General features: G+C 65.9%; 15 protein-coding genes. 10 read left to right on the top strand and 5 right to left on the bottom strand.

What is annotated here, in order from left to right; translation table 11 throughout:
* From ACK5F2_RS00950 to ACK5F2_RS00920, 7 genes are all read left to right on the top strand, one after another.
* Positions 1 to 834, top strand: an 834-nt coding sequence (locus tag ACK5F2_RS00950) for a cbb3-type cytochrome c oxidase subunit I (RefSeq protein WP_409862131.1), incomplete at its 5' end; no start/stop codon positions are given.
* A 13-nt stretch (positions 835 to 847) separates the two neighbouring features.
* The gene (gene ccoO / locus ACK5F2_RS00945) at positions 848 to 1,471 is read left to right on the top strand and encodes a cytochrome-c oxidase, cbb3-type subunit II (protein ID WP_133602604.1); all 624 of its coding nucleotides are present in this window, start codon (positions 848 to 850) and stop codon (positions 1,469 to 1,471) included.
* Positions 1,472 to 1,485: 14 nt separating this feature from the next.
* Positions 1,486 to 1,644: a cbb3-type cytochrome oxidase subunit 3 gene (locus tag ACK5F2_RS00940; protein ID WP_409846045.1), complete on the top strand. Its 159-nt coding sequence runs from the start codon at positions 1,486 to 1,488 to the stop codon at positions 1,642 to 1,644.
* A complete protein-coding gene (gene ccoP / locus ACK5F2_RS00935) occupies positions 1,641 to 2,561 on the top strand; it encodes a cytochrome-c oxidase, cbb3-type subunit III (RefSeq protein WP_409862129.1) in 921 nt (306 codons plus the stop codon). Before ACK5F2_RS00940 ends, ccoP begins: the two co-directional genes overlap by 4 nt.
* A gap of 71 nt (positions 2,562 to 2,632) precedes the next feature.
* Positions 2,633 to 4,090 carry a cytochrome c oxidase accessory protein CcoG gene (gene ccoG / locus ACK5F2_RS00930; protein WP_409862128.1) on the top strand — a complete coding sequence of 486 codons (1,458 nt, stop codon included), beginning with the start codon at positions 2,633 to 2,635 and terminating at the stop codon, positions 4,088 to 4,090.
* A gap of 40 nt (positions 4,091 to 4,130) precedes the next feature.
* Positions 4,131 to 4,382 carry a hypothetical protein gene (locus ACK5F2_RS00925; protein WP_409862126.1) on the top strand — a complete coding sequence of 84 codons (252 nt, stop codon included), beginning with the start codon at positions 4,131 to 4,133 and terminating at the stop codon, positions 4,380 to 4,382.
* Between the two features lie 3 nt (positions 4,383 to 4,385).
* On the top strand, positions 4,386 to 4,634 hold the full coding sequence (locus ACK5F2_RS00920) for a hypothetical protein (RefSeq protein ID WP_409862124.1): 249 nt from the start codon (positions 4,386 to 4,388) through the stop codon (positions 4,632 to 4,634).
* Positions 4,635 to 4,657: 23 nt separating this feature from the next.
* Here ACK5F2_RS00920 and fnr read toward each other — a convergent pair whose 3' ends face one another.
* Positions 4,658 to 5,476 (bottom strand): fumarate/nitrate reduction transcriptional regulator Fnr, encoded by an 819-nt coding sequence (fnr, locus tag ACK5F2_RS00915; RefSeq protein WP_409862123.1) that lies wholly within the window; start codon positions 5,474 to 5,476, stop codon positions 4,658 to 4,660.
* 97 nt (positions 5,477 to 5,573) lie between these two features.
* On the opposite strand from fnr, the gene hemN reads away from it, so the two are divergent.
* The 3 genes from hemN to icd all read left to right on the top strand — a co-directional run bounded on the left by hemN (position 5,574) and on the right by icd (position 9,089).
* Positions 5,574 to 6,977 (top strand): oxygen-independent coproporphyrinogen III oxidase, encoded by a 1,404-nt coding sequence (gene hemN / locus ACK5F2_RS00910; protein ID WP_409862121.1) that lies wholly within the window; start codon positions 5,574 to 5,576, stop codon positions 6,975 to 6,977.
* Positions 6,978 to 6,998: 21 nt separating this feature from the next.
* A complete protein-coding gene (locus ACK5F2_RS00905; protein WP_409862120.1) occupies positions 6,999 to 7,700 on the top strand; it encodes a sulfite exporter TauE/SafE family protein in 702 nt (233 codons plus the stop codon).
* A 129-nt stretch (positions 7,701 to 7,829) separates the two neighbouring features.
* Positions 7,830 to 9,089: an NADP-dependent isocitrate dehydrogenase gene (gene icd / locus ACK5F2_RS00900; RefSeq protein ID WP_409862118.1), complete on the top strand. Its 1,260-nt coding sequence runs from the start codon at positions 7,830 to 7,832 to the stop codon at positions 9,087 to 9,089.
* A 107-nt stretch (positions 9,090 to 9,196) separates the two neighbouring features.
* On the opposite strand, the gene ACK5F2_RS00895 is transcribed toward icd, so the two are convergent.
* The 4 genes from ACK5F2_RS00895 to ACK5F2_RS00880 form a co-directional block, all read right to left on the bottom strand.
* Positions 9,197 to 9,433 (bottom strand): hypothetical protein, encoded by a 237-nt coding sequence (locus tag ACK5F2_RS00895; protein ID WP_409862116.1) that lies wholly within the window; start codon positions 9,431 to 9,433, stop codon positions 9,197 to 9,199.
* A 106-nt stretch (positions 9,434 to 9,539) separates the two neighbouring features.
* On the bottom strand, positions 9,540 to 9,998 hold the full coding sequence (locus ACK5F2_RS00890; protein ID WP_409862115.1) for a nuclear transport factor 2 family protein: 459 nt from the start codon (positions 9,996 to 9,998) through the stop codon (positions 9,540 to 9,542).
* Positions 9,999 to 10,035: 37 nt separating this feature from the next.
* Entirely contained in the window at positions 10,036 to 10,809 is a 774-nt protein-coding gene (locus ACK5F2_RS00885; RefSeq protein ID WP_409862114.1) for an SDR family NAD(P)-dependent oxidoreductase, read from the bottom strand.
* Between the two features lie 14 nt (positions 10,810 to 10,823).
* A partial coding sequence (locus tag ACK5F2_RS00880) for a DUF3833 domain-containing protein (protein ID WP_409862113.1) occupies positions 10,824 to 11,230 on the bottom strand: 407 nt, incomplete at its 5' end.

The following is an 11,230-nucleotide window of genomic DNA, read 5'->3' as shown; positions in this document are numbered from 1 at the left end:
GTGCAGTGGTGGTACGGCCATAACGCGGTGGGCTTCTTCCTGACCGCTGGCTTCCTCGGGATGATGTACTACTACATCCCCAAGCAGGCCGGCCGCCCGGTGTACAGCTACCGGCTGTCGATCGTGCACTTCTGGGCCCTGATCTTCACGTACATGTGGGCGGGCCCCCACCACCTGCACTACACCGCGCTGCCGGATTGGGCGCAGTCGATCGGCATGATCTTCAGCCTGGTGCTGCTGGCTCCCAGCTGGGGCGGCATGATCAACGGCATCATGACCCTGAGCGGCGCCTGGCACAAGCTGCGTGACGACCCGATCCTGAAGTTCCTGATCGTCTCGCTGAGCTTCTACGGCATGTCGACCTTCGAGGGTCCGATGATGTCGATCAAGACGGTCAACGCCCTGAGCCACTACACGGACTGGACCGTGGGCCATGTGCACTCCGGTGCCCTGGGCTGGGTGGGTCTGATCTCGATGGGCGCGCTGTATCACCTGATCCCGCGCATGTATGGCCGCACCGAGATGTACAGCAAGCGCGCCATTGAGCTGCACTTCTGGATTGCAACCCTGGGCATCGTGCTCTACATCGCTGCGATGTGGATCGCCGGTGTGATGCAGGGCCTGATGTGGCGCGCCACGAATCCGGATGGCACCCTGGTCTACACCTTTGTCGAGAGCGTCAAGGCGACCTACCCGTTCTATGTGATCCGTCTGTGCGGCGGCCTGCTGTACCTGGGCGGTATGTGTGTGATGGCCTGGAACGTGGTGATGACGGCCCGTGTGGGTCGCTATGAGCCGGTGCCCGTGCCTGCGGTCGCTGCCGCTCACGCCTGAGGAGGACAAGACAATGGCATCGACAAACAAGCCCGTGGGCGGCCACGAGAAGATCGAAACCAGCAACTTCCTGATGATCGTGCTGGTGCTGCTGACCGTGCTGGTCGGCGGCGTGGTCGAAATCGTGCCGCTGTTCTTCCAGCGCTCCACCACCCAGCCGGCGCCGGGGCTCAAGCCCTACACGCCGCTGCAGCTGGCCGGACGCGATGTGTACATCCGCGAGGGCTGCTACAACTGCCACTCGCAGATGATCCGTCCCTTCCGTGCCGAGACCCTGCGCTACGGCCACTACTCGACGGCTGGTGAGTTCGTTTACGACCACCCCTTCCAGTGGGGCTCCAAGCGCACTGGTCCCGACCTGCACCGGGTGGGCGGCAAGTACAGCGACGAATGGCACCGCATCCACCTGATCAATCCGCGTGATCTGGTGCCTGAGTCCAATATGCCCGCCTATCCCTGGCTGGCCACGGCAGCCCTCAAGCCCGAGGACCTGGCACCCAAGATGCAGGCCCTGCGCAAGGTGGGTGTGCCCTACAGCGATGCCGAGGTGGCTGGTGCCGCTGAGGCTGTCAAGGGCAAGACCGAGATGGATGCGGTGATCGCCTATCTGCAGGTCATGGGCACGGCGCTCAAGTAAGCGAGGAGCTTGCAATGGACATCAATGATCTGAGGAGTGCCGTCACGGTGCTGCTGCTGCTGATGTTCCTGGGCATCGTGGCCTGGGTCTACAGCAGCCGGCGCGACAAGCGCGCCTACGACGAACTGGCGGCCTTGCCTCTGCGTGAGGAGCAAGGCGGGAGCGAACAATGAGCAGTGATTTCATTTCCAACGGCTGGTCCGTGTTCGTGGCAGCCGCCACGATCCTGGGCCTGGTCTTCTGCGTGGTGCTGCTGGTCATCGCCTCGCGCCGCAAGGTGATGGCCAATGACAACACCACGGGGCACACCTGGGACGAGGATCTGCGTGAGCTGAACAACCCCCTGCCGCGCTGGTGGATGGGGCTGTTCGTGATCACCGTGGTCTTTGCCGGCGCCTACCTGGCCCTGTATCCGGGCCTGGGCAGCGCCGAGGGCACGCTCAAGTGGAGCAGCACCGGCCAGTACCGGGCCGAGCAGGAAAAGGCTCGCGTCGCGCTGAGCGAGGTCTATGCCAAGTACGCCGGCATGCCGGTGGAACAGCTGGCCGGCAATACCCAGGCCATGGGCATTGGCGAGCGCCTGTTTGCCAACAACTGTGCAGCCTGCCACGGGTCGGACGCCAAGGGCAGCAAGGGCTTTCCCAATCTGACCGACGCTGACTGGCTCTATGGCGGTGCGCACGACACCATTGTCGAGACCATCGTTAAGGGCCGCATCGGTCAGATGCCGCCCATGGGCGCTGCCGTCGGCAATGCCGATGATGTGCGCAACCTGGCCCACTATGTGCTGAGCCTCTCGGGAAGCCCGCACAACTCCGTCTCCGCTCAGCTGGGCAAGGCGAAGTTCGGGGCCTGTGCCGCCTGCCACGGCGCCGACGGCAAGGGCAATCAAGCCCTGGGCGCGCCCAATCTGACCGACAAGATCTGGCTGCACGGCTGGGGTGAGGAGGCCGTGGTCTCCATCATCAACAACGGCAAGACCAACCAGATGCCGGCCCATGCCGAGCGCCTGAGCCCGGAGCAGATCCGCGTTCTGGGTGCGTATGTCTGGAGCCTGTCCAACGGCGCCGGCAAGTCGGTGACCCAGTAAACGCAGGGCCGCAAGGCCCTGTTTCCTAAGGGCTGCCCGCACGATAAGGCGGGCAGTCACGCTAGGTACCTATGAGCAGTAGCAGCAGCAAGTCCGCCAAGGTGGTTCCCATCGTTCCTGCAGAGGGTGCGGGGGAGATGGTGTCCTTGTACGAAGCCCAGAAGAAGATCTACCCGCGCACCGTGCGAGGCTGGTTTGCGGCCTGGCGTTGGGTGCTGGTCTGGGCCACGCAGCTGCTGTTCTACGGTCTGCCCTGGCTGGAGTGGAATGCCCGCCAAGCCGTGCTCTTCGACCTGGGTGCGCGGCGCTTCTACATCTTCGGCATGGTCCTGTATCCACAGGACTTCATCTACCTGACAGCGCTGCTGATGCTCTCGGCTTATGCGCTGTTCTTCTTCACCGCGGTGGCGGGGCGCTTGTGGTGCGGCTATGCCTGCCCGCAGACGGTCTACACCGAGATCTTCATGTGGGTGGAGCAGAAGTTCGAGGGCGATCGCATGGCGCGCATGAAGCTCGACGCCGGCCCCTGGAACTTCAACAAGCTCTGGCGCAAGAGCGGCAAGCAATTCAGCTGGATTGCCATCGGTCTGTGGACCGGCATCACCTTCGTCGGCTACTTCACGCCCATCAAGGTCTTGATCCGCGATCTCGCATCCCTGGGCCTGGGGCCCTGGGAGTGGTTCTGGGTGCTGTTCTACGGTTTTGCCACCTATGGCAACGCCGGCTATATGCGCGAGCAGGTCTGCAAATACATGTGTCCCTACGCGCGCTTCCAGAGCGCGATGTTTGACCGTGACACCCTGATCATCAGCTACGACGCGGAGCGCGGCGAGCCCCGCGGCTCGCGCTCCAAAAAGGCCGATCCCAAGACCCTGGGCCTGGGCTCCTGCATCGACTGCACCCTGTGCGTGCAGGTCTGTCCCACCGGCATCGATATCCGCAAGGGCCTGCAGTACGAATGCATAGGCTGCGCCGCCTGCATCGACGTCTGCGACGAGGTGATGGACAAGATGAGCTATCCCCGCGGCCTGATCCGCTATGACACCGAGAACGGCCTGGAGCAGCACCTCAGCGGCGTGCAGCGCTGGCGCCGCGTACTGCGTCCGCGCGTGCTGATCTACGGCGGCATCCTGCTGCTGCTGTCGGCCGCCATGCTGGTGAGCCTGGCCATGCGCAGCCCCTTCAAGGTCGATGTGGTGCGCGACCGGGCCTCGCTGGCCCGCCAGATCGAGGACGGCGTCATCGAGAACGTCTACAGGCTCCAGCTGATGAACGCCACGGAAAAGCCCCAGCGCTACGAAGTGGCGGCCGAGGGGCTACCGGGCCTGAGCCTGAGCCGCCCGGTCGACGTGACCCTGGGCCCCGCCGAAGCGCGCTGGGTGTCCGTGGCCCTGCGTTTGCCACCCGAGAGTGCGGCGCGCAGCGGCGCTGGGGCGCATCCCATACATTTCCAGATCCGACGCCTCGCCAGCAGCGAGGAGGGCGAACGCTCGCTGAGCGAGAAGTCGACCTTTGTGGTGCCGCGCTGAGGCGCTACAGCTCCCCGATATCCCAACAAGGAGAACCCGCATGAACAAGCCCGCAGATCCCGTGAAGCCCGAGGAGGCAAAAGGTCCCTGGTGGCGTGTGGGCATGATGTGGCTGGTCGTCGGTGGCCCCCTGATCGTGGTGCTGGCTTGCGCGGCGACCTTGACGCTGGCGCTCAAGTTCCCCGACCCGGTGCTCGACGTGCGCCAAGATGCCTCGGCCGATGTGCGCCAGAGCCCCTCCGATGTACCGGCTCTCAAGGCCCGCAATCACGCGGCGACTGGCGGGCAGTAAATCATGGACGCCGCGAGTTCCCAGCCGGTGACGCGGCGCTCGCGCCGTCTGATGGCCGCGCTCTGGCCCTCATTTCTGATGGCGGCGGTGCTGGAGGGACTGGTGTTCAGCCTGCTTGACCCCGAGCTGCTGGACGCCCGGCTGAGCCATGTAGGCCTGTCCCCGCTGGCGCTCTACAGCCTGGCCTTCCTGTGCTTCTGGGCCGCAACCAGTCTGGCTTCCGGGCTCAGCCTCTTGCTGGCCGAGGACTGAGTTGCGGCCGAGGCCGTCGGGTATCAGCAGCTGCTGCTGTTGACCAGGGCTTGAAGTCCGGCCTGATCCACGATGCGAATCTGGCGTTGCTTCACTTCCAGCAGCCCCTCGTCCTGGAACTTGGAGAAGGTGCGGCTGACGGTTTCGAGCTTGAGGCCCAGATAGCTGCCGATCTCCTCGCGCGTCATGCGCAGCACCAGGCTGGAGGCCGAGAAGCCGCGTGCCTGCAGGCGCTGGGTCAGATTCAGCAGAAAGGCCGCCAGGCGCTCCTCGGCGCGCATGCTGCCCAGCAGCAGCATCACACCATGATCGCGCACGATCTCGCGGCTCATGATCTTGTGGAACTGGTGCTGCAGATCGGTGAATTCGCGCGACAGCTCTTCGAGCTGGCTGTAGGGAATCACGCAGACCTGGGAGTCTTCCAAGGCCACGGCGTCGCAGCTGTGGCGGTCATTGCTGATACCGTCCAGCCCCAGCAGCTCACCCGCCATCTGAAAGCCCGTGACCTGGTCGCGACCATCCTCGGCCGAGACACAGGTCTTGAAGAAGCCTGTGCGCACCGCGTACAGCGACTGGAAGGCATCGCCGGTGCGGAACAGGGTGTCACCGCGGGAGACGGTACGGCGGGTGGCCACCAGGCTGTCGAGCTGTTCCAGATCGTTTCTGGACAAGCCCACCGGCAGGCACAGCTCGCGCAGATTGCAGCTGGAACAGGCCACCTTGAAGGGTTCAGCCTTGACGGCGCCTCCCGCATCGCGGGCGAGCGGCAGGGCCCGGCCCGGACACTCGCCATGGGTGGCGGTCTGGCCGGAACAGGACGGTGCTTGCGTGGTGGTGGACATGATGCTCCTCAAGATGTCGCGCATTGTTGACCTGCTGGCGTGCATGAAGCTTGACGTGAATCAAGGGCCCGCTAGCAGGGATTGGCACAGTTTGTCCATGTCTGCCTGCCTTACTCCGCCCGCCATCAGCGAGGACCTGCTGCGTCGTTACGACATTGCCGGACCGCGCTACACCTCGTATCCCACGGCCGACCGCTTTGTCGAGGCATTCACCGTTCAGCAGTATGAGCAGGCCCTGGCCCAGCGTGCCAGTGGCGCCCTGGTCGGCGGCAGTGCGCCATTGTCGCTCTATGTGCACATCCCCTTCTGTGAATCGGTGTGCTACTACTGCGCCTGCAACAAGGTCATCACCCGCCACCATGAGCGAGCGGGTGAGTATCTGCAGGCGCTGCGCACCGAGATGGATCTCACCCTCAGGCATCTGGGGCGCCTGCCCGGCGTGTCTCAGCTGCATCTGGGCGGCGGCTCGCCCACCTTCCTGAGTGACGAGGAGCTGGCCCAGCTGATGCAGGACATCCAGCAGCGCTTCCGCGTCGCGCCCGGGGCCGAGATTTCCATCGAGGTGGACCCCCGCACCGTGAGCGCCGAGCGTCTGCGCCATCTGCGCGGCCTGGGTTTCAACCGTCTGTCCTTCGGTGTGCAGGACTTCGATCCTGCGGTGCAGAAGGCCGTGCACCGGCTGCAGAGCTTTGAGGATGTGCAGGCCCTGATGCAAGGCGCCCGCGAGCTGGGCTTCGAGTCCATCAATGTGGATCTGATCTACGGCCTGCCCCTGCAGACGGCCGCCTCCTTCCAGCGCACCATCGCCCAGGTCTGTGAGTTGCGCCCCGATCGGATCGCGCTCTATGGCTACGCCCATCTGCCCCAGCGTTTCAAGCCTCAGCGTCGCATCGACATCGCCCAACTGCCCGCGGCCGGGGACAAGCTCTCCATGCTCTCGGCCGCGATCAGTGGCTTCCTGGCCCAGGGCTATACCTATATCGGCATGGACCATTTCGCCCTGCCCAATGACGCGCTGTCCGTGGCCAAGCGTCAGGGTCGGTTGCATCGCAATTTCCAGGGCTACAGCACCCAGGCGGACTGCGACATGATCGGCCTGGGCGTGTCCTCCATCGGCCGTGTCGGCGTGACCTACAGCCAGAACGCCAAGACGCTGGACGAATACTACGACCTGCTGCGCCAAGGCCAGCTCCCGGTGAACCGGGGCCTGGCGCTCAACCGCGATGATCTGGTGCGGCGCGCCATGATCATGGCCCTGATGTGCCAGGGCCGTGTGGCCTTCGAGTCCATCGAGCTGGCGCATCTGATCAAGGTGCCCGACTACTTCCGCGCCGAGCTGGAGCAGCTGCGCCCCCTGGAGGAGGCCGGCATGGTGCAGCTCAGCGCTGATGCCATCGAGGTCACCGCCCTGGGCTGGTACTTCGTGCGCGCGGTGGCCATGGTGTTCGATCGCTACCTGCAGGCCGATCGCACCCGGGCCCAGTTTTCCAAGATCATCTAAGGCCTAGCCGCTCACCAGCCCATGGATGCCGCCCTGGTCTCCTCGGCCCTGCTGATGGGGCTTGCCGGCGCGCCGCACTGCACCGCCATGTGTGGCGCTGCCTGTGCCGGTCTGAGCCGGGGCGGGGCGGGGCCAGCCTGGAGCTTCCATCTGGCCCGGGTGCTGAGCTATGCCGTGGGCGGCGCCCTGGCGGCGGCCAGCGTGGGCTGGGCCGCCCAGCTGGGTCAGGCCAGTGCTTTGCTGCGGCCGCTGTGGGTCATGTTGCATATGGCGGCCCTGGGCCTGGGTCTGTACCTGCTGTGGCGTGGGCGCCAGCCAGCCTGGATCGAGAACCTGGGCTCGCGCGGCGAGCGCGTGGCGCGGGTTTCCGTGGCCGGGCTCGGTTCTGGACAGGCAGTCATGGCGCCAGCTTCGCCCGCAGCGGCCCGTGCGCGGGCCGGTCTGGCCGGCCTGGCCTGGCTGGCCTGGCCCTGCGGCCTCTTGCAGTCGGCCCTGGTGGTGGCGGCCCTGGCCTCCGGTCCGCTGCAGGGTGCGGCGGTCATGTCGGCCTTCGCCGCCGCCTCCGGTCTGGGTCTGGTGCTGGGGCCGGTGCTGCTGTCCCGGCTCTTTGGACAGGGGGGCAGCGCCTGGGCGGTTCGCCTCGCGGGGCTGAGCCTGGCTGCCGCATCGATCTGGGCCCTGGGTCACGGGGTTTGGGCCCAGGTGGCCGACTGGTGCCGCTGAGCCTGGCGGCACATGTCGCGCGCCGATGAACAGGGCGCGCGGCCCCAAGACTTATATAAGACTCGGGCCCTGGCATAGAATCGCCGCGACCTTGTTCCACAGCACGCCCTGCGCGTCAGAAGCCTACCCATGTACCAACACATCCAGGTGCCCGAAGGCGGGCAGAAGATCACCGTCAACGCCGACTTCTCGCTGAACGTGCCTGACCAGCCCATCATTCCCTTCATCGAGGGCGATGGCACCGGCCTGGACATCACGCCGGTGATGATCAAGGTGGTGGATGCGGCCGTGGCCAAGGCCTATGGCGGCGCCAAGAAGATCCACTGGATGGAGATCTACGCGGGCGAGAAGTCCACCCGCGTCTACGGTCCGGACGTCTGGCTGCCGGAGGAGACCCTGCAGGTGCTGCGGGACTATGTGGTCTCGATCAAGGGCCCGCTGACCACGCCGGTGGGCGGTGGCATCCGCTCGCTCAATGTGGCCCTGCGCCAGGAGCTGGATCTCTATGTCTGCCTGCGCCCGGTGCGCTATTTCAAGGGCGTGCCCTCGCCGCTGAAGCAGCCGGAGAAGACCGATATGGTGATCTTCCGCGAGAACTCGGAAGACATCTATGCCGGCATCGAGTTCGAGGCCGAGAGCGACAAGGCCAAGAAGCTGATCGCCTTCCTGCAGACCGAGTTCGGCGTCAAGAAGATCCGCTTCCCCGAGACCTCGGGCCTGGGTGTGAAGCCGGTCTCGCGCGAGGGCACCGAGCGCCTGGTGCGCAAGGCCATCCAGTACGCCATCGACAATGACAAGCCCAGCGTGACCCTGGTCCACAAGGGCAACATCATGAAGTACACCGAGGGCGCTTTCCGCGACTGGGGCTATGCCCTGGCCCAGAAGGAGTTCGGTGCCGAGCTGATCGACGGCGGCCCCTGGGTCAAGCTCAAGAACCCGCGCACGGGTCGCGATATCGTGGTCAAGGACAGCATCGCCGATGCCTTCCTGCAGCAGATCCTGATGCGCCCGGCCGAGTACTCGGTGATTGCCACCCTGAACCTCAACGGCGACTACATCTCCGACGCGCTGGCGGCCCAGGTGGGCGGCATCGGCATCGCCCCCGGCGCCAATCTGAGCGATTCGGTGGCCATGTTCGAGGCCACGCACGGCACCGCGCCCAAGTATGCCGGCAAGGACTATGTGAACCCCGGCAGCGAGATTCTCTCGGCCGAGATGATGTTGCGCCATATGGGCTGGACGGCCGCCGCCGACCTCATCATCAGCGCCATGGAAAAGGCCATCCTGTCCAAGAAGGTGACCTATGACTTCGCCCGTCTGCTGGACGGCGCGACCCAGGTCTCCTGCTCGGGCTTCGGTCAGGTCATGATCTCCTGCATGGAAGACTGAGCCAGGCGCCGGGCCCGGCAAGGCGGCTCGGCAGCACCGGCCTCATCGCAAAAGAAAACCCGCGTGGCCGCCCGGCCCGCGGGTTTTGTCTTTGGAGGGGCGAGGGTTCAGGCTCTCTTGCCGCGGAACCATTCGCTGCCGCGTATCAGGGCAGCCTGCTGGGCTTCGCGCTGGCGCCTCTCGCTCTCGCGGGCCAGGTTATCCCATTCCTCCCAGCAGGAGTCGCTGACCTCCAGACCCTCGATGCCGCAGCTGCCTTGGCGCAGGGCCTGGCTGGCCGCACGCAGCCGTTCACTGAGGCTGCTGGTCAAGGTGCTGGGGCGGGGCGGGGCGGCGTTGTTCATGGCGGTACTCCTGGCTCAGCCCCACTGTAGGCAGGCCTGGGCGACCGCGCCACCCGCGAACGCAGGGCGATCAGCCCCCGCGCTTGCGGGGGGAGATCATGTCGGGTCAGCGCGCGGCCAGGTGCTCGCGCAGACGACGCAGCAGCCCACCCAGCAGGGGAACCCCCTCGTAGAGCTGGCGTGCGGGGTCCCAGTGGTCCTGATGCAGCAGCACGCGCCCCTGCTCGTCGAAGCGCAGATGGCTGGTGCCCTGGATGCAGCGCGGCGTGCGCTGCTTGTCGCGCGACTGGAAGTGGAAGTTCCACAGCAAGAAGGCGCCGCCGCCCGCTCCCATGGCGGCGTCCAGCACCTCGAAGCGCGGGGCGTCCACGGTCTCGAACATATGCTCGAAGACCCGGCGGATTGCCGCCGGCCCGCTCACATCGTTGAAAGGGTCCACAAAGCGCGCCTGGGGCGCGAACAAGGCCTCCAGCGCGCCCAGAGTGGCGGGTGCCAGGGTCTCGTAGATGGCGATCAGGCGCGTCAGTCGCGGGTCGCTGCAGGCAAGGCGGGGCGGTCTGTCCACGTGCGGGAGCTCTTTCTTGGTGTTGAGGCGCAGGGGCTCAGAGCCCCGTGGTGCGGCGCACCGCACCCACATAGAGGCGATGCGGTAGCAACTGCAGCAGCTTGAGCCAGTTGGTGAAACGGCGCGGGAAGTGGATGTCGAAGCGCCCCTGGCGCCAGCCGCGCAGGATGTGCTCGGCCGCCTCCTCGGGCGAGATCAGGGCCGGCATGCGAAAGCGGTTCTGCGCCGTCAGCGGAGTCTCCACAAAGCCCGGGTTGATGACCGAGACGCCGATGCCGCGCGGCTGCAGCTCCAGGAAGAGGATCTCGGCCAGATGCTGCATGGCGGCCTTGCTGGGGCCATAGGCCAGGGCCTGCGGCAGTCCGCGGTAGCCGGCCACGCTGGCCACCAGGCTGAGATGGCCCGAGCCCTGCCGGATCAGCTGCGGCAGCAGCGGCTCCAGCACGCGCAGTGCGCCGATGTAATTGATCTCCAGATGGCGCAGCATGGGCTCCAGCCGATAGTGGTCCACGTCCAGCGCCTCGTAATGACCGGCGCAGTACATCACCAGGTCCACACGACCGGCACGGGCCATCAGCCGGGTCCATGCGCTTTGAAGGCTCTGGGCATCGCCGACATCCAGGGGCAGTGCCTCGGCGCCGGGATGCTCGCGGCAGAACTGATCGAGGGCCGCGGCCGAGCGCGCCGAGACCATGAGATGCGCGCCCTGCTCATGCAGCTTGGCGGCCGTGGCGCGGCCTATGCCCGAGGAGGCGCCGATGATCCAGACCACGCGACCGCGCCAGTCCTGCAGCCTTGGATTCGCAGACATGATGGGCTCCCGTCTCAGGCCTTGCGCAGCGAGATCAGCACCTCACCCACCTGCACGCCGAACTTGTTCATGCTGGCGCGGTTGAGCACCGTGCTCTCGTCGATCAGGTACATCCAGTCGTCGAAGTCGATGTTGTAGACGCTGCCGCGTACCGGCACCTGCAAGGTGTAGCGCCAGTTGAAGGCGGGCCCCACCGATTCGCCCAGGGCCTCGCCCACCACATCGTCGGCACGGCCGCTGTAGCGCTGCTCGCCCAGGCGCTGCAGGCGCCAGACGCGGCGCTGTCGCTCCCCGTCATCGAAGAGGAAGTTCTCGTCCAGGATGCCGCGTTCGCCCTGCCAGCTGCAGTCCAGCGTGGCATAGAGGCGGCGCGCGATCTTGCCGCCGCGCTCGCTGACGATGCCATGGGCCAGCACCCGGC

Source organism: Roseateles sp., from assembly GCF_046300915.1.
Classification (GTDB): domain Bacteria; phylum Pseudomonadota; class Gammaproteobacteria; order Burkholderiales; family Burkholderiaceae_C; genus Kinneretia.
The sequence above is the reverse complement of the archived record's forward strand: the minus strand, read 5'-3'. Positions and strand labels throughout refer to the sequence as shown.